At 65.4% G+C, this 16,885-nt stretch carries 14 protein-coding genes and 1 tRNA gene; 5 read left to right on the top strand and 10 right to left on the bottom strand.

Translation table 11 applies throughout. The annotated features are described in order from the left end of the window. Window positions 1-6: 6 nt before the first annotated feature. From WDM86_03965 to WDM86_03945, 5 genes are all read right to left on the bottom strand, one after another. Window positions 7-381: a 6-carboxytetrahydropterin synthase gene (locus tag WDM86_03965; protein ID MEI9989173.1), complete on the bottom strand. Its 375-nt coding sequence runs from the start codon at window positions 379-381 to the stop codon at window positions 7-9. A 192-nt stretch (window positions 382-573) separates the two neighbouring features. Beyond that, window positions 574-1,764: a Fic family protein gene (locus WDM86_03960; GenBank protein MEI9989172.1), complete on the bottom strand. Its 1,191-nt coding sequence runs from the start codon at window positions 1,762-1,764 to the stop codon at window positions 574-576. A 206-nt stretch (window positions 1,765-1,970) separates the two neighbouring features. Beyond that, the gene (locus WDM86_03955) at window positions 1,971-2,873 is read right to left on the bottom strand and encodes a DUF6880 family protein (GenBank protein MEI9989171.1); all 903 of its coding nucleotides are present in this window, start codon (window positions 2,871-2,873) and stop codon (window positions 1,971-1,973) included. A 335-nt stretch (window positions 2,874-3,208) separates the two neighbouring features. Next, window positions 3,209-3,604 (bottom strand): hypothetical protein, encoded by a 396-nt coding sequence (locus WDM86_03950; protein ID MEI9989170.1) that lies wholly within the window; start codon window positions 3,602-3,604, stop codon window positions 3,209-3,211. 400 nt (window positions 3,605-4,004) lie between these two features. Next, a tRNA-Leu gene (locus WDM86_03945) sits at window positions 4,005-4,089 on the bottom strand. Between the two features lie 146 nt (window positions 4,090-4,235). Between WDM86_03945 and WDM86_03940 the strand changes: the two genes are divergently transcribed. Then, complete coding sequence (locus WDM86_03940; GenBank protein ID MEI9989169.1) at window positions 4,236-5,210, top strand: complex I NDUFA9 subunit family protein; 975 nt, start codon at window positions 4,236-4,238, stop codon at window positions 5,208-5,210. On the opposite strand, the gene WDM86_03935 is transcribed toward WDM86_03940, so the two are convergent. Then, entirely contained in the window at window positions 5,185-5,994 is an 810-nt protein-coding gene (locus WDM86_03935; GenBank protein ID MEI9989168.1) for an undecaprenyl-diphosphate phosphatase, read from the bottom strand. The genes WDM86_03940 and WDM86_03935 overlap by 26 nt on opposite strands. Before the next feature lie 200 nt (window positions 5,995-6,194). On the opposite strand from WDM86_03935, the gene mtgA reads away from it, so the two are divergent. The 3 genes from mtgA to queG are packed head-to-tail and all read left to right on the top strand — an operon-like array spanning window position 6,195 to window position 8,728. Beyond that, entirely contained in the window at window positions 6,195-6,956 is a 762-nt protein-coding gene (gene mtgA, locus WDM86_03930) for a monofunctional biosynthetic peptidoglycan transglycosylase (protein MEI9989167.1), read from the top strand. Window positions 6,957-6,993: 37 nt separating this feature from the next. Then, window positions 6,994-7,638, top strand: coding sequence for a glutathione S-transferase family protein (locus WDM86_03925; GenBank protein ID MEI9989166.1), 645 nt, complete (start codon window positions 6,994-6,996; stop codon window positions 7,636-7,638). After that, on the top strand, window positions 7,619-8,728 hold the full coding sequence (gene queG, locus WDM86_03920; GenBank protein ID MEI9989165.1) for a tRNA epoxyqueuosine(34) reductase QueG: 1,110 nt from the start codon (window positions 7,619-7,621) through the stop codon (window positions 8,726-8,728). Before WDM86_03925 ends, queG begins: the two co-directional genes overlap by 20 nt. Window positions 8,729-9,554: 826 nt before the next feature. On the opposite strand, the gene WDM86_03915 is transcribed toward queG, so the two are convergent. Together WDM86_03915 and WDM86_03910 are read right to left on the bottom strand one after the other, a co-directional pair. Beyond that, window positions 9,555-10,268 (bottom strand): tetratricopeptide repeat protein, encoded by a 714-nt coding sequence (locus WDM86_03915; protein ID MEI9989164.1) that lies wholly within the window; start codon window positions 10,266-10,268, stop codon window positions 9,555-9,557. 31 nt (window positions 10,269-10,299) lie between these two features. Further along, a complete protein-coding gene (locus tag WDM86_03910; GenBank protein MEI9989163.1) occupies window positions 10,300-11,034 on the bottom strand; it encodes an alpha/beta hydrolase in 735 nt (244 codons plus the stop codon). A gap of 239 nt (window positions 11,035-11,273) precedes the next feature. Here WDM86_03910 and WDM86_03905 point away from each other — a divergent pair, with 239 nt between their 5' ends. Next, a complete protein-coding gene (locus WDM86_03905) occupies window positions 11,274-12,629 on the top strand; it encodes a M48 family metallopeptidase (protein MEI9989162.1) in 1,356 nt (451 codons plus the stop codon). A gap of 13 nt (window positions 12,630-12,642) precedes the next feature. Here the strand turns inward: WDM86_03905 and WDM86_03900 are convergent, their stop codons facing one another. Together WDM86_03900 and WDM86_03895 are read right to left on the bottom strand one after the other, a co-directional pair. Continuing rightward, on the bottom strand, window positions 12,643-14,874 hold the full coding sequence (locus WDM86_03900; protein ID MEI9989161.1) for a PQQ-dependent dehydrogenase, methanol/ethanol family: 2,232 nt from the start codon (window positions 14,872-14,874) through the stop codon (window positions 12,643-12,645). A 118-nt stretch (window positions 14,875-14,992) separates the two neighbouring features. Then, a complete protein-coding gene (locus tag WDM86_03895) occupies window positions 14,993-16,627 on the bottom strand; it encodes a hypothetical protein (GenBank protein MEI9989160.1) in 1,635 nt (544 codons plus the stop codon). Window positions 16,628-16,885: the final 258 nt, after the last annotated feature.

Raw genomic sequence — 16,885 nt, 5'->3', positions numbered from 1 at the left:
CCTCACTTACGCGTCGGCGGCCCGCCCCTCATAGGCACAACGCTCCCCGCAACTTTCGCGAAGAACGGTCACCCGCACAAGGCCCGGAACGACGTTCACGAGCCGATCCCAGATCCAGCGCGCGATATTTTCCATCGTGGCCGGGCCCATATCCTTGATGTCGTCGAGGAATTGATGATCGAGCTGCGCCCGCACCCCGCCCAATTGCTGTTCGAGCAGGCCGACATCCATCACCATGCCGGCGACACGGTCCGGCGTTCCGGCGACCGTGACCTCGGCTTTATAGGAGTGGCCGTGAATGCGCAGGCTGGCCTCGCGGTCGATGTCGCGGCGCAGCGTGTGCGCCGCCTCGAAGCCGAAGGATTTCGTCAATTCCCACATGATCCGAAAGGCTCCACAGCGCCAAAAGGGCCGCCAGGGGCCTTGGTGCCCAGAAGAGGACTCGAAATTATCACCTAACCTACTAATAACATATCACAATTTCTGGAACAAAATGGCCGGACCAACATTGGACCAACTGCAATTCGTCTAGCATAGGAATCTTGACGGCTGGGTCATCGATCTATGGCGGGTTCAACGCCGGAGATCGAGATCGGTACCTATTTTCAGCCGGTCGAGATAAGCCTGATAGGCAAAGCTCCGATCACGCTTCTTGCCCGTGGTTTCAATGAGAATGCCGAGCTTGGCCATGGCATCGATCGCCCGTGTCGCGGTCGGCTTTGTCGCCCTTAATAGTTGCATCGCCGACGCCACGGTCACGATGGGATGGCGGGGCAATTGGTCGAACAACCGCACGGCGGAGACGGAGACCGTTTCCGCCGCGAGAAGGCGTGCACGATCCGCGTTGACGAGCGCAAACAGTTCCTGTGCAGAGGCAACAGCCTCGTCCGCGACGGTAGCGACTCCGTCCAGGAAGAAATCGATCCAACCTTCCCAGTCGCCCTCGGTGCGAACGGCGTTGAGCCGTCGATAATATTCCTCGCGGTGGCGCTTAAAGAAGAGGCTTATATAGAGCAACGGCGCGCGCAGCAGTCCCCAATGCTCTAAGAGCAATGCGATCAAAAGGCGGCCGATGCGCCCGTTGCCGTCCAGGTAAGGATGGATCGTCTCGAACTGTGCGTGAAGTAGCCCTGTTCGTACCAGCTTGGGCAAATTGTCATCCACGTGAATGTATTTCTCGAAGGCGCCAAGCAGTTCTCCTAGCCTTTCAGGCGGCGGAGGAACATAGATTGCGTTGTCGGGGCGGCTTCCGCCGATCCAATTCTGACTTCTGCGCACTTCGCCCGGTTGCTTGTTGGCGCCGCGAACACCCTGCATCAGCCTACGATGCGCCTCGTTCAGAAGCCGCAGGGAAAGCGGCAGCCCACTCGCCTTTCCGAACTGCCCGCGCGCATAGTCGAGCGCATCAAGATAGTTGCAAACCTCGCGAACCTCCGCGTTGGGTTCGGCTTGGCCGCCGGCCTCGAATGCGAACAGATCGACAAGCGTGGCCTGCGTACCTTCGATCTGCGAAGTGATCACCGCTTCCTTGCGCACGAAGGCGTAGAGGAACCAATCGAGCGACGGCACCATGTCGCCGGCGAGGTCCAGCCGGGCGAGTGCGTGCTCGGCCTTAAGCAATCTGGGCGAGAGGCGAACGAGGTCCAGGGGCGGCTTTGCCGGCGGCAACCTCACTGGAACGAAGGCTTCCACAGCCTCGCCACCGACGACCGACTTCGCATAAGTACCGACGAGACGGTGTGGAGGTGAGTTCCTTATCGGCATGCCACGCTCCGCACTCCGGTAAAGCGGTCGTTCCCAGGCGTGAACAATAGGAACGACAGCGTTATTAACGTCAGACACTAATGACGTATCTATTACTAAGCAAGCGCGGCTGCGATGTTTGAATTTGTTTCGATTGTCGTATCTGAGATACGACAATTGCGATAATTCCAAACATTCCGTGCCTGAAGGCTGAAGTCCAGCCTGCTTCAGCTTTTCGACCTCTTCCGCGCAGGAAGCGCGAGATTGTTCTCATGCGTGAGGCGTCGGCGAAGAGCTGCGGCAAACACCACGAGACCTCTGTCCGGCTCATCCTCGAACTGCCATAGCCCTTCGTCGGCCCATTTGAGCGCTTCGGCGAGGCGGCCGTGCTCCGCACACAATTTCGCGACCTGCAGGTACCGATAGCCCGACGACAGATCGCGGGCGCGCACGGCGATCATCGCATCGACGTCGCCGTCGCGCCTTGCAAAGCTTTCGAGAATGGATTGCAGGCGATACCGCTGCGCGGACTGGTCGTCCTGCACACGTCTTGCGCCGTCATGCAGCGGCTTGATCCCGGCCCAGGCCTTTTCGGCAAGACGCCGGTACTCGGCCAGCCCAGCCTTGCCTAGGACTGCCCGATAGCGCTCGCTCGCGCCGTGAAAGCAGTCGCTCCAGTCCCATTCCGTCTCGCGCCGGAGGAGTTCGCGTGCGAGCTCGATCGGCTCGGGCTTGCCGGCGCGGCAGGCCGCCAGGTGGAGATCCGCCGCGAGCGTCAGCAGGCCGCCACCATGGCCGTCCGAATCGTCGATGCTCTGCAACGCCTTCTCCATGCGGCCGAAGAAATGGTCGAGCAGCCGCAGCGCCACCAGCGGATGGCCGCGTTCGGTCAATGCGCCGAGGCGCTTTAGCACTGCCTCGACATTGGCGGCCCAGTCGCGCATCTCGCCGTATTCGACATAATCGGAAATCCGGGTCGCATCGCCGATCGCCTGCCGGAAGCCCGAAAACAGCGCCTCCTCGTCGCCGCCGTCCATCGTCACGGCAAGCTCCAAATCCTGCAGCAGGCGGGGATCGCGTTCGGACAAGTTCATGATCATCTCGACCAGCGCGGCCGGCGTCTGTGCCATCAGATGATCGCGGATCTTCTCGAACCGGTTGGGAACGGCCTCGCCCGGCTTCATCGCGTTCGCGCAAAGCGCCACCGCGACGAGATGCTTGCAGAATTCCGCGCGATCGGAGGACACCGGGCAGGAACATTTCCCCGTAACGCGCCGGCCCGCGCCCGCGAGCTCCGTCCGGTAGACCTCCGTGCCGACGACCCGCGCGCGAATCCGCCCACTCTCGACCGCAAGAATTTCGACGTGCCCGCCGGAAAAATACGCTTCTCCGCGTGCAAACGCCTTCTCGCCGGCCGCCGCCCGAAGGACCGCCACGTCGAATCCGGGCCGCGCGATTTTCGTCTTCATAGCGGATGCAGGTGGCCGTCATCCACCATAAGGCGCAACGCCTCGTCCAGCGACACGCCGCGATGGAGTGGCCACCACTGTCCGGTATGACGATGCCAGGAGACATCGAAGCGGTTTGGCGCCACATATTCCAGCCGAGCGAATGGCGCGTCGAACTCCCCGCCTTCCGAATGCGCGCCGTTCGCGCGATAGCGCTGGAAGAAGCGAAAATACCGCCCATGCCACTTGCCGCCGATACCGATCGGATAGTTGAAGTCGGTGACGCGGATTTCCGGCAAAAAGCGCGGCTTCAAAACCTCTGAAATGAGACGATTGCATGCAGCCCCGATTGAGGCCTTTTCCGCCTGCGACGGGCTTCTGGCGACTCGAACCCATTGGCGTGTGCTGCGCACGGTTTACCAGCTTGCCGCCGCAATACGGCGTGACCGACTCCTGGCACACGATATTATATTGACCAAGGGTCGCGATAGCTTCCAAGAGGCCGGGAAAAGGCGATTCATCCCAATGACTACAGACGAAACCAAATCGATGAAGCCGTTCTTGCCCTGCTATATCTGACGCTCCACGACGGATGTCGGGCATGGAAATCGTTCGACGTCTTGAACCGCCTCCACGCAATGCGATTTATCGAGAATCCGGTCGGAAAGACCCAATTGATCGTCTTCAGCGAGAACAGATTGCGGGAGTCGAAGCGGCTATTTGAGACATTGTTCGCAGGTGGGTGGTTGCGCCTCGTGAGTCGCCCCGGTTCGGCAAACCGTCGCGGCTCCAACTGTTATAGGAATGATTTCCTGGTGCCCAGAAGAGGACTCGAACCTCCACGCCTTGCAGCGCTAGTACCTGAAACTAGTGCGTCTACCAATTCCGCCATCTGGGCGATGGAAGGGCCGGATGTTTAGGGACCTCGCCCGGCGCTGTCAATGAAGAAGCACCGCCAAGACCTTACGAGCTTGCTTCCGGGAATGAGCGGCGCGGCATCGCACGGCCTTTTCCGAAGCCCGCCGGCCCGCTAAGAAGCTGGCCATGACCAAGTCCCAGATCACGGTATTCGGCGGCACGGGCTTTCTCGGCCGCCATACGATCCGCGCCCTCGCCAAGGCCGGGCACCGCATCCGCGTCGCGGTGCGCTATCCCAATACGGGGTTCTTCCTGCCGCCGATGGGCACGGTCGGCCAGATCGTGCTGCTGCGCTGCAACGCCCGCGAGGCGGACGAGGTGGCGGCCGCGGTGGCCGGCGCCGAGGCGGTCGTCAACCTGACCGGCATCCTCGCTCCGCGCGGCGAGCAGAGCTTCGAGGCGGTGCACGTCGAAGCGGCCGAGACCATCGCCAAGGCGGCGAAGGCGGCCGGCGCCCGGACGCTGGTGCACGTCTCCGCGATCGGCGCCGACAAGGACGCGGCCAGCGCCTATGCCGGCAGCAAGGGCGAAGGCGAGGAGCGCGTGCGCGCGGCCTTTCCGGAGGCCGCCATCGTGCGGCCGTCGCTGGTGTTCGGGCCGGAGGACGATTTCTTCAACCGCTTCGCGGCGCTCGCGCGCATCCTGCCGGCGCTGCCGCTGATCGGCGGCGGGCACACGCGATTCCAGCCGGTGTTCGTCGGCGACGTCGCGGCCGCCATCGCCCGGCTGGCGCAGGACCCGTCGCTCGGCGGCAGGATCTACGAGCTCGGCGGGCCGGCGGTCTATACGTTCAAGGAGCTGATGCAGATCGTGCTGCGGGAGACCGGGCGCCAGCGCCTGCTCGTGCCGGTGCCGTTCGCGCTCGCCACGCTGAAGGCGCTGTTCCTGCAATTCCTGCCCAAGCCGCTCCTGACGCCCGATCAGGTGACCCTGCTCAAATCGGACAATGTGGTGACCGGCGAGAATGGCCTTGGCGCGCTCGGCATCACGCCGACCTCGGTGGAGGCGGAGGTGCCGGCCTATCTGTGGCGCTTCCGGTCCAAGGGCCAGTACGAGGAACTGGTTCGCGAGCGCGTCAGCGCAGCGCCAGCACCGCAATAATCCCGAGGCCCGCCAAGATCCGGTACCAGCCGAAGGGCTTGAGGCCGAAGCGGCCGACAAAGCCGATGAACGTCTTCACGACGATCCAGGCGACGATGAAGGACACGACGAAGCCGATCGCGATGATCTGCATATTGGCGCCGGTCAGCGCCTCGCGGTGCTTGTAGAGCTCGAAGACGCTGGCGCCGAGCATCGTGGGCACCGCGAGATAGAAGGTGAAGGCGGCCGCCGCCTTGCGCTCCACGCCGAGCAGCTCGCCGCCGAGGATAGTGGCGCCGGAGCGCGAGACGCCCGGCAGCAGCGCCAGGCACTGGCAAAGGCCGATCTGGAACGCCTTGCTGAGCGGCAGGTTGTCGCCGTCGGTGTAGCGCGGCACCGGCGCGATGCGCTCGAACAGAAGGATGATGATCCCGCCGACGATCCAGGTCGCCGCGATGACCGGCAGGGCGCGCTGTGGATCCAGCAAGAAGCCGTTGATCGTCTTGATCAGCACCACGCCGAGCACGGCGGACGGCAGGAAGGCCACGACCACGTTGAGCACGAATTGGCGCGCCTGCGGCCGGCTCGGCAGGCCGATCAGGACCTCCCAGAATTTGCGCCAATAGACCGCCACCACCGAGAGGACGGCGCCGAACTGGATGACGACGGTGAAGACCTCCCACTGGTCCTTGTTCAGGCCGAGGAAATTCTCGCCGACCAGCAGATGGGCGGTCGAGGACACGGGCAGGAACTCGGTCAGCCCCTCGACGATGCCGAGGAAGACCGAATTGACGATATCGCTCATAAATATTTCCCCGGCCGCAAAGCCGCGGAAAGGCGGCCGGGCGGACATTCGCATCCCAGCGTCGGCAAGTTCAATTCGATTTTATCGACCGGACGTAAATTCGTCGAAAGACTCGCGTGCCGGCATCCAGGGCTTCAGCGGCATCAAGTGGCGGACCGTCCTCCTTGCCCCGGCACGGCGCGAATTTGCTATGCTGGCGCATGATTGGGGATGACGAGCAGGCGCCGGCCGGACGGACGCGGGGTTTCCCGCGCGGGCTTTGGTACGGCCCGGAGGATCGCGGGACGCCCTGGGTGCGGCGCATCCTGGTCGTGCTGTTCTTCTTCGCCCTGCCCGCGCCGGTCCTGCTGCTGCTGATCTTCCGCTTCGCGCCGGTGCCGGTCACGCCGCAGATGCTGCTCAGGCTCGCGACCTTCGAGGAGGTGCATTACGCGTGGCGGGACGCCGACGCGATCTCGCCCTATCTGGGCCGGGCCGTGATCGGGGCCGAGGACCAGAATTTCTGCAGCCATGACGGTTTCGACTGGAAGGAAATGCAGGACGCCTGGCGCGACTATCAGGTCCGGCACAAGGCGCTGCGCGGCGCCAGCACGCTCAGCCAGCAGACGGCCCGCGAGGTGTTCCTGACCTCCTGGCGCAGCGTCATCCGCAAGGGCGCCGAGGCCTATCTCACCGTCCTGATGGAGGCGCTCTGGCCGAAGAAGCGCATCCTGACCGTCTATCTCAACGTGGTGGATTGGGGCCACGGCAATTTCGGCGCCGAGGCCGCGTCGCAGAGCTATTTCGGCATCCCGGCCGCGCAATTGAGCCAGGCGCAGGCGGCCCGGCTCGCCGCCATCCTGCCCAATCCGCAACAGTGGAAGGCGGTGCATCCGGGCCGCTATGTGCGCCGCCGCACCGGCACGCTGGTCGAGCGCCAGCACCAAGTCGTGCGCGATGCGCTGGACTGGTGCGTGAAGTAATTCAGCACGCGGCAAATATGCTTTATATTGTCGCGCCATGCGCAAACTGATTCATTTGACGCTTTCGCCCGCCTCGCGGCTGGCGCGCCTGCTGGTGGGCGAAAAGCGGCTCGCCTGCGACCCGGTGCTGGCCGACGACGCCCTGGCGCACCTGCCCGTCTTCATCGACCTCGATGGAACGCGGGCGACGGGCCTGTGGGCGATCATCGACCGCCTCGAAGGGCTCTATCCCGACAATCCGCTGATGCCGGAGGATCCCGTGGCGCGGGCCGAGGCCCTGCGCTGGCTCGACTGGGCGGGCGGGCCGCTGAACGAGCAGGTGACGCGGCGCATCCTGTTCGAGAAGGGCGCGCAGCGCTACACCGGCGCGCCGCAGCGCTCGGCGCCAGACATGAACGTGATCCGGGGCGGCCGCGAGGCGCTGAAGGCCGCGCTGAAGACGCTGGGCGAGGCGACCGACACCAACGGCAACCTGTCGGCCCGCGACTGCAACATCGCCGACCTCGCGGTGGCGGCGCAGCTCTCCTGCCTGGACTATTTCGGCGAAGTTCCGTGGACGGATTATCCGCAGGCGGCCGAATGGTACATCCGGATCAAGTCGCGGCCCTCGTTCCGCACCCTGCTCGCCGACCGCGTGCCGGGCCAGCCGCCGACACTGAGCTATGCCGAGCTCGACATCTAGCGAAGACCCCAAGACCGCGATCGGCGCGCGGGCGCGGGCGGAAGGGTTCGACGTGGTGCGCTTCGCGCGGGCCGCCGCGCCGGCGCGCGCGCCGGAACGGCTCGGCGCCTTCCTCGCCGACGGACGGCACGGCACGATGGACTGGCTGGCGCGCGACGCGGCGCGGCGGGCCCATCCGGACGTGCTGTGGCCGGGGGCGAAAAGCGTCGTCGTACTGGGGCTCAACTACGGGCCGGCCGACGATCCGCTCGACATCCTGGCGCGGCGGGAGCTCGGCGCGATCTCGGTCTATGCGCAGGGCGACGACTATCACGACGTCATCAAGGCCAAGCTCAAGCGGCTCGCCGGCGGCATCGCCAGGGACTTCGCTTGCGAGGTGAAGCTGTTCGTCGACACCGCGCCGGTGATGGAGAAGCCGCTGGCGGAAAGCGCCGGCATCGGCTGGCAGGGCAAGCACACCAACCTCGTCAGCCGCGACTTCGGCTCCTGGCTGTTCCTCGCCTCCATCTTCACCAGCCTCGATCTGGCGCCGGACGACGCGGAGGACGATCATTGCGGCCAGTGTCGGCGCTGCCTCGATGCGTGTCCGACGAAGGCGTTTCCGGCGCCTTACCAGCTCGATGCGCGGCGCTGCATCTCTTACCTCACCATCGAGCACAAGGGACATATCCCGCGCGAATTCCGCGAAGCGATCGGCAACCGCATCTATGGCTGCGACGACTGCCTGGCGGTGTGCCCGTGGAACAAGTTCGCGCGGGCCGGACGCGAACAGCTTTTGTCGGCACGCGCGACGCTGACGGCGCCGTCCTTGCGCGAGTTGGCGCGGCTCGACGACGCGGCGTTCCGCGCCCTGTTCCGCAAATCGCCGGTCAAGCGCATCGGGCGCGACCGCTTCCTGCGCAACGTGCTGATCGCCATCGGCAATAGCGGCGACGCGGCGTTGGGCGAGGAGGCGCTGCGCCTGCTGGACGATGCGTCGCCGCTGGTGCGGGCGATGGCGGTGTGGGCGCTCAAGCGGTTGGGCGTCGCGGTGCCCTGCCCTCCGGAATCCGAACGCGACGCCGATGTGCTGGCGGAATACAGTCCATAAAAAAGGCGGAAGCGATGCATCCGCGCGGATGCCAAGTCGGCGCGCGGAGAGTCGATCCGCCCTGATCGCGCGACAGGCCGGCCGGCGGAAGACCGAACGGTCAATCACGCGGCACCTTCGCCGAACCAACGGTCCTTGCGGAAGAGACAAGCGCGCGAACGCCACGAATTTGCGCGTCCGGTTCTTTTGCCGTTCCGCCACGGTGCCCGCGAGCGCGCACCTTAAAGGCCCTGTCTGTGCTCGCGGTCCCGTCGGATCGGGGCGGCGAGGCGGCCACGCCAGCGGCCGCGAAGAATATCGAACATTGTCGTTCTCAAGTAATGCGTGGAGACTTTATTGTATTATGGAAAGATCGTCAATCCAGAATTCGGGAATATGCAGTAATATCAATGTGTTGGATAACTTTATCGGCGCGGCGAATATTTTGGCGGGATACGTCGAAATCTCGCGGGCGCGATGCGGAGTTATCCGACAGCTACGATTTTCCGGGGCGGTTTCGGTTTGGATTGAATCATTGAAAAGCAATCGTCGTCACCCGTTCTACGCTGCCGCTAGGACTATGCGGGCGACCCAATTGGCCGCGCGAAAAATGGGTTGCCCGGACAAGCCGGGCAATGACGATTTTTATGTGAACAATTTCAAACCAAAATGGCTTTGGTCATCAAATCCAAAACTGTCATGGCCCGCGAACGCGGGCCACCCAGGTGACACCTTGCGCCGGTGCCCCAAGTTGAGCACAGCCAACTCGACCGTCACCGAACACTGCCTCAACTGGGTGGCCCGCATTCGCGGGCCATGACAAGTGAGAATTCGGAAAGTGAAAAGTTCAATGCGCCGCCGCGGCATCCGCAAGGTGCTGCTGCGCCGTTTGCGCGGCCGGGCTGTTCGGCGCCGCGGAGACGACGGCCTGCCAGTCGGCCCGCGCGCCGGCGGCGTCGCCGGCTTCGAACTTCATCGTGCCGCGTTCCACCAGCGCGTCCGCGTTGCCCGGCTGGAGCCGCAGCGCGCGGTCGAAATCGGCGCGCGCGTCCGCCTTGCGGCCCATGGCGTGACGGGCGCTGCCGCGCAGGACGTAGAGATCGGCGCGGTCGGGATTGACCAGCAGCGCGGCGCTGAGATCGGACTCCGCCTTCGGCCAATTCTGCTTGAGCGCCAGCGCGCGGGCGCGGTCCGCCAACAGGTCGGCGTCGAACGGATCGATGCCGAGCGCCGCACTGAACGAGGCGACGGCGCTGTCGGCGCGGCCGGCGAGGAGCCAGGCATTCCCCGCCTGGTCGAACAGGGCCGTCTTGCGCGACGGATCGGCGGCGAAGGGACTGCGCGCCAGCGCGTCCAGCCGCGACGCGGCTTCGCCATAGCGGCGCAGGCCTACCAGCGCGAGCGCAGCGCAATGATCGGCCGCGGCGCCGCCGCCCTGCTTGGACCAGTTCGACGCCTGCAGCAGCGCGCCGGCGGGATCGCTCTGCGCCCGGTTCAGGCAGGCGTCGTACTGGTCGCGGCTCGCCGCATGGGCGCCGACGGCGACCGCTGCGAAGAGCATTGCGGCGAGGGCTTTCACGGGCAGGCGCATCTCACACCATCGCTTCCAGCAGGCGCAGGATCGTCGCGATCTCGTGCGGCTTGGAGAGCCGGTGCTCGCCGGATTTCAGCAGCGTGATCTCGCTATCGGGGCCAAGCGCGTCCAGCAGCCGCATGGCGTGCTCCCACGGCACGTCGGGATCCGCCATGCCTTGCACGATGCGGACCGGACAGGCGATGCCGATCTTGCCGCCGAGCAGCAGATGCGTGGCGCCGTCCTCGATCAGCGTGCGGGTGATCGGATAGGGTTCGGCGTCGTAGAGCGATGGCCACAGATATTCGCCTTCTTCCTCGATCCGGCGGCGGATGTCGGGCGAATAGGATTTCCACAACAACTCCTGCGTGAAGTCGGTGGCGGGTGCGATCAGCAGCAGGCCCGCCACGCGGCCGGGCCGCGTGAGCGCTAACAGCAAGGCCAGCCAGCCGCCCATGCTGGAGCCGACCAGGATCTGCGGCCCCTCCGTCAGCCGGTCGAGGACTTCGAGGCCGTCGTCCCGCCAGCGCGTCACCGTTCCCTCGCGAAAATCGCCGTCGGAGGCGCCGTGGCCGTAATAGTCGAACGTCACGAAGGCGCGGTCCTGCTCGCGCGCCCAGGCGCCGAGCGCCTGGGACTTGGTGCCGGTCCTGTCGGACTTGAAGCCGCCGAGCCAGACGACACCGGGTCCGTTTCCCCGATGCCGGTCATAGGCGATGCGCCCGCCGTCGCGGCGAACGAGATAGTCGGTCATGGCTTCGCATAGCCCAAGCGGTGGGTGGCGGCAAATGGAAGAGGTTGGCGGTGTCTGCCAGCGTTCCCAAGCTGAAATTGCTGAATTCAAAAAAAGTGTCATGGCCCGCGACTGCGGGCCACCCAGTTGACGCTTGCTCTGCCGGTGCAGGCGTCAACTGGGTCCGCCGCATTCGCGGCGGATGACAACGCGTTTTTAGATATCCCGTTCATGCTCTAGTGTCCGCGCGGGAGGATTCCATGAATAGAACGCCGCTCCTGTCGGGGCTCATCGGCATCGTGCTCCTGCTCGTGTCGGGCGCCGCCCAGGCGCAGCAGGCCGGACCGCGCGCCGCGCCGGTGACCATCGTCCAGTCGCAAACGCTGCCGCCGATCGGCGGCGCGCCCGTGGCGTTCGATCCCGCGAAAGCGACCGAGGCCTATCTCGCGCGCGTCAGCGGCGCGGCGCGGGCGCGATCCGATTCCTATTTCGAGGGCGGCTATTGGCTGATCCTGGTCGACACGCTCTGGGCGATCGGCGTGGCGGCGCTGCTGCTATGGTCGCGCCTGTCCGCCGCCATCCGCGATTTCGCCGAGCGTCAGACGCGCTCGCCGTTCTGGCAGGTGCCGCTCTATGTCGGGCCCTATTTCCTGATCACGACGGTGCTGTCGTTTCCGCTGACGCTCTATGAGAACTTCCTGCGCGAGAGGGCCTATGGGCTGATGAACCAGACCTTCTTCGGCTGGTTCAGCGAGTTCCTGACGATCACCGGCGTGAACCTGATCCTGTTCACCATCGGCCTGACGCTCCTGTATTGGGCGATCCGCGGCGCGGGGCGGATCTGGTGGATCTGGGCGAGCGCCGGTTTCGCCGCGTTCTTCACGGTGGTCATCGTCATTTCGCCCGTGCTGCTCGCGCCGCTGATCAACACCTACACGCCGCTGCCCGACAGCCCCCTGAAGCAAGACATCCTGTCGCTGGCGCGCGCCAACGGGATTCCGGCGAAGGACGTGTTCCTGGTCGATGCCTCCAAGCAATCGGACCGCATCTCGGCGAACGTCTCGGGACTTTTCGGCACGACGCGGATCTCGCTGAACGACAACCTCTTGAAGAAGGGCGCCCATGACGAAGTCCTGGCCGTGCTCGGCCACGAGATGGGGCACTATGTGATGAACCACCAGCTGGTGAGCCTCACCTGGCTGTCGCTGGTGGCGCTGGTCGCGTTCCTGTTCCTGGACGGCGGGTTCACCGCCCTGGTCGGAATATTCGGCGGCAATTGGGACTTGAGGCGGATCGACGATCCGGCCGGCCTGCCGGTGCTGGCGGCGCTGGCGGCGGTCTTCCTGCTGCTGGCGACGCCGCTGCTCAACACCATCACCCGCACGATGGAAATCCAGGCCGACATGTACGGCATCAACGCCGCGCGCAAGCCCGACGCGTTCGCCACCTCGGTGCTGAAGCTGGCGAACTACCGCAAGCTCGATCCGGCGCCGTGGGAGGAAGCGATCTTCTACGACCACCCCTCCGGACGCACGCGCATCTGGGAGATGATGCGCTGGAAGGCCGAGCATCTGAACGATCCCGACATCAAGGCCGGACCCGTCTCGCCGCAATGAGCCGGTTCGCGCGTCAATGCGCGGGCGGCGTCGCCGGCGCCGCCGGGTGCTTGCTCGCGTAGAGCGCCTGCGCCTGGCTCAAGGCATAGGCGCGGATCGCCTTCACGTCGTCGGCCGACAGGATGTCCTTGAACGAGCCCATGCCGGCATCCGCCAAGGCGCCCCCCAGCACGATGGCATCGTACTGGTTCCAGATGTCCGGACTGACCATGCGCAGGTCCGGCACCACGCCGGAGGACAGCATCAGCACGCCATGGCACGACGCGCAGTTGTTCTGGAACAGCGCGAAGCCCTTCTGCGCCAGCTTGGAATCGACGATCTCGGCCGGCGGCTGCGGCACGTCGGCGTTGATGTCGGCCGGGATCGCCTGCACCGTGCCGGTGCCGCCGACCTTGAAGGCGAAGATGCGGCCCTGGTTGTTGCGCCATTTCATCAGGGCGGTGTTGGCGTCCGGAACCGCGCCCAGGCCGCCGGCGCCGCCATAGGCCGCCGCGACGGCGACATATTGCTCGCCGTCGACGGTGTAGGTGATGGCCGGCGCGTTCACGCCGGTCTTCAGGTCGATGGTCCACAGCCGGGCGCCGGTCTTGGCGTCATAGGCCGCGAAGATTCCGTCGGCGCCGCCGGCGAAGACCAGGCCGCCGGCGGTGGTGAGCATGCCGCTGTTCCAGCCGCCGGGCAGCTCGACCTGCCAGACCATCTTCTGCGCCACCGGATCCCAGGCGCGGATATAGCCCTTGGGCGGCGGGGCGACCTGGCCCTTCTTGATGCCGTCGAGCACGAGCTGGCCGAGCTGCGCGAAGTCGCTGACGTTCCAGGCGCCGGGATGGTAGGCCAGCGTGCGCTGCTGCGCGTAGATGAAATTGCCGTCGATCACCGGAATATAGACGAGGCCGGTCTGCGGATTGAACGCCATGGGCTGCCAATTGTGCGCGCCGATCGGGCCGGGGACCTGCACCGACGGGTTCTTCGCATAGCGCACGCCGGGCGTTTCGATCGGCCGGCCGGTCTTCATGTCGACGCCCTTGGCCCAGGTGATGGTCGTGTAGGGCTTGGCGGAGATCAGCTTTCCGGTGGTGCGGTCGATCACATAGAAGAAGCCGTTCTTGGGCGCCTGCATCAGCACCTTGCGCAGCACGCCGTCGATCACGATGTCGGCCAGGATGATGTGCTGGGTCGCGGTGTAGTCCCAGTCGTCGCCGGGCGTGGTCTGATAGTACCAGGCGAGCTCGCCGGTTTCCGGCTTCAGCGCCACGATGGACGACAGATAGAGATTGTCGCCGCCGCCGGGCGAGCGGAGATTTCTGTTCCACGACGCGCCATTGCCGGTGCCGACATAGAGCAGGTCGAGATCGGGATCGTAGGCCATCGAATCCCAGGGCGTGCCGCCGCCGCCCTGCTCCCACCATTTGTTCTGCGTGCCGCCGGTCGACCAGGTCTTCAGCGCGGCGGCCATCGCCTTGTCCTCCGGCGGCAGCGCCGGATTGCCGGGCACGACGTAGAAGCGCCAGAGCTGCTTGCCGGTGTCGGCGTCATAGGCGGTGAGATAGCCGCGCACGCCGTATTCGGCGCCGCCATTGCCGATCAGCACCATGCCCTTCACGACGCGCGGCGCGCCGGTGATGGTGTAGGGACGGGTGCGGTCGATGGTGTTGATGTCCCAGACGGGCTTACCCGTTTTCGCGTCAAGCTTTACCAGACGCCCGTCGAGCGTGCCGACATAGACCGCGCCCTTCCACACCGCGACGCCGCGATTGACGACGTCGCAGCAGGCATAGCGGGCCCATTGGCCCGGCACTTCGGGGTCGTAAAACCAGAGCTGGCGGCCGGTCTTGGCGTCGAGCGCCCAGACCTTGCTCCACGAGCCGGTGACGAACATGATTCCGTCCGAGACGATGGGCGTGCCCTCCAGCCCGCGCACCGTGTTGGTGCGGAATTCCCAGGCGACGCCGAGCTGCTTGACCGTGTCGGTGTTGATGTCCTTGAGCGGCGAATAGCGCTGCTCGCCATAGGTGCGGCCATAGCTCAGCCAGTCGCCCGGCGTGGCATCGGCGTGGACGATGCGGTCGCCGTCGACATCGGCGGCGTCGCCGAGACGCGAGGCGGGATCGGAATTGTCGGCGGCGGGCGCGGCGGCGACGGGCTTGGCCGGCGCCGAAGCCTGCTTCGGCTTGTCGCCCCGTCCGCAGGCGCAAAGCGCGAGAGCGAGGAATATCGCAAGTCCGGCATGGCGACGCAGATACATGAAGACCCCCTGGCCGGTCTCGCGCTCATGAGCGGCGCGAGTCCGCGCGAAGGCTACACGCCCCTTGCGCTCCAAGGGAGGGGGTAAATTCGGCTTACGGTCCGTCAACGTGCCGCCGTCAATAGACGCGCAGCACGGTCATGTCGGGCGCGTCGTAGACGGCCCGATAGGTCTTCAGGAATTGCGCCGGGGGCGGGAGCGCCGGGCTCCAGGCGAACAGGCCGTTTCGCGGATGGTGCAGGAGGATGTATTTCACATGCGCCCGCGCAAGCTGCCCGCGCTGGCGGTTCAAATCGGTCATCGACAGGCGATAGATCAGCGTGTTCGCCATCTCGCGCGAGGTGTTGCCATCCACCATCGGCCGGCCGTGGCAGATCTGCTCGAACATGTAGACATTATCTTCGACATAACCGAACGGCAGGTTGAGCACGCCGAAGCCCTGCTCGCCGTCCCGTTCCAGGACCGAGACGCCCGGCGGACAGGCGATCGGCGTCGCCGCCAGATGCGCGGGGTAGAAATCCAGCACGATCAGGACCGCCGCCACCGCCGCGCCGGCGCGCCAAATCCGTTGGCGGTGTTCGAGCGCCAGCGCGACCGCCAGGCCGATACCGATGCTAAGAAAAAGATAGACGAACACGATGGCCCGCGACGGCGTGCGCACATTGGCGAAGAAGGGCAGCTTGTCGAGCGCGACATCGAGCAGATGCAGAGGCGTCACGGTGCCGCCGACATGCAGCGCCTCGCCGCTCGCCAGCAGGGCGAACATCGCCATGCCGAATATCACGTAGAAGGCCGGCGATGTGCGCCTGAGGCCCCTTTGCCAGCACAGCCAGGCGAGGATGGCGAGATTGACCAGCCCGAGATAGACCGTCGCTTCCCACGGATAGCCGGTCAGCCGCGCATAGAGCCCGCGCGAAAACCCCGCCAGGACGTGCTCGGGCGGAAACGCGACATAGGCCGCGAGGTCGGCGACATAGGTGTTGGCGCCGGTGTCGTAGATGCCCGGCTGCGCCGCCGCGATCATCGGCACGAGCCAGGGCGCCAGCAGCAGGCCGGTCGCGGCCAGGCACAGCGCCGGCGCGATCAGATTCCAGCCGCGCGGCCAAGCATGATCGCGCACACGCAGATAGAGAAGATGGAACGCCACGAAATACGCGCAATAGAACAGGTAGTACCAGCTCGACAGCGCGCTCAAGGCGAAAAACGCGACGGCGGCGGCGAGCCAGGCATAGCTGCGGCGCTCCAGCGCCAGGAGATAGGCGAGCGCGAAGAACGGAAGGAATTCGATCGACGACACATGGGCGTGGTGCATCACATGCGCGACATGGGAGGGATTGAAGGCGAAGACGAAGCCGCCGATCAGCCCGCCCGCCGTGCCGCGCGCGAAATGGCGCACGAGATAAAACGCGCCGAGGCCGGCCAGCGGAAACGACAGGAGCAGCGTCGCGTTCTGCAGCGCCACCAGCGTGTGCAGGCCGGTGCCGAATATCCGGCTCAGCAGCACGACCAGCGCGACCTGCGGATAGGCGAAGGACTGGTAGATAAGCGGCGTGCCTTCCGGAAAGCGCAGCAGGTTCGTCGCGAAGAACCGGCCCGGCGCGTGGCCGGCGGCGGCGTACCAGGTGTTCCAGAGGTCCTGCAGATTGTCTTCCGGCGGGCCGATCAGCGACGCGGACAGATGCGCGACCCAGGGCCAGAAGATCAGCACCGTCGCCAGCGCATAGAGGCCGAAAACCGTCGCAAAGAGCGCCACGTCGCGGGTCGCCCGGGGCGCGGTCGCAAAGAATGCCGGCACTGGCGGAGCCAGCGGAAGATTCGCTTCGGCCGACCGTGCTTCGCGCATGGGTGGAGCAGAACAGCAAAAGCTGAACCGGCGGTTAGCGGAGCGTCCCAGACCCCGGCTCGCCGGCCGGCCTTGCCGTCTCTTTATATATATCTAGGGCCGTTTCGGTTTGGAACTACCCTCATAAAAGTCGTCCTTGCCGGCCCACGCTGTCGCTGGGACGCGCGA

The sequence above is a fragment of the Rhizomicrobium sp. genome (assembly GCA_037200045.1).
Taxonomy (GTDB): domain Bacteria; phylum Pseudomonadota; class Alphaproteobacteria; order Micropepsales; family Micropepsaceae; genus Rhizomicrobium.
This window is presented reverse-complemented; position numbering and strand designations above follow the sequence as displayed.

Coding starts and splice junctions, on each gene's coding strand:
- WDM86_03905 (MEI9989162.1), top strand. CDS start 11,274: ATGAATAGAACGCCGCTCCTGTCGGGGCTCATCGGCATCGTGCTCCTG.
- WDM86_03960 (MEI9989172.1), bottom strand. CDS start 1,764: ATGCCGATAAGGAACTCACCTCCACACCGTCTCGTCGGTACTTATGCG.
- WDM86_03940 (MEI9989169.1), top strand. CDS start 4,236: ATGACCAAGTCCCAGATCACGGTATTCGGCGGCACGGGCTTTCTCGGC.
- WDM86_03955 (MEI9989171.1), bottom strand. CDS start 2,873: ATGGCACAGACGCCGGCCGCGCTGGTCGAGATGATCATGAACTTGTCC.
- queG (MEI9989165.1), top strand. CDS start 7,619: ATGCCGAGCTCGACATCTAGCGAAGACCCCAAGACCGCGATCGGCGCG.
- WDM86_03900 (MEI9989161.1), bottom strand. CDS start 14,874: ATGTATCTGCGTCGCCATGCCGGACTTGCGATATTCCTCGCTCTCGCG.
- WDM86_03925 (MEI9989166.1), top strand. CDS start 6,994: ATGCGCAAACTGATTCATTTGACGCTTTCGCCCGCCTCGCGGCTGGCG.
- WDM86_03915 (MEI9989164.1), bottom strand. CDS start 10,268: ATGCTCTTCGCAGCGGTCGCCGTCGGCGCCCATGCGGCGAGCCGCGAC.
- WDM86_03965 (MEI9989173.1), bottom strand. CDS start 381: ATGTGGGAATTGACGAAATCCTTCGGCTTCGAGGCGGCGCACACGCTG.
- WDM86_03935 (MEI9989168.1), bottom strand. CDS start 5,994: ATGAGCGATATCGTCAATTCGGTCTTCCTCGGCATCGTCGAGGGGCTG.
- WDM86_03910 (MEI9989163.1), bottom strand. CDS start 11,034: ATGACCGACTATCTCGTTCGCCGCGACGGCGGGCGCATCGCCTATGAC.
- mtgA (MEI9989167.1), top strand. CDS start 6,195: ATGATTGGGGATGACGAGCAGGCGCCGGCCGGACGGACGCGGGGTTTC.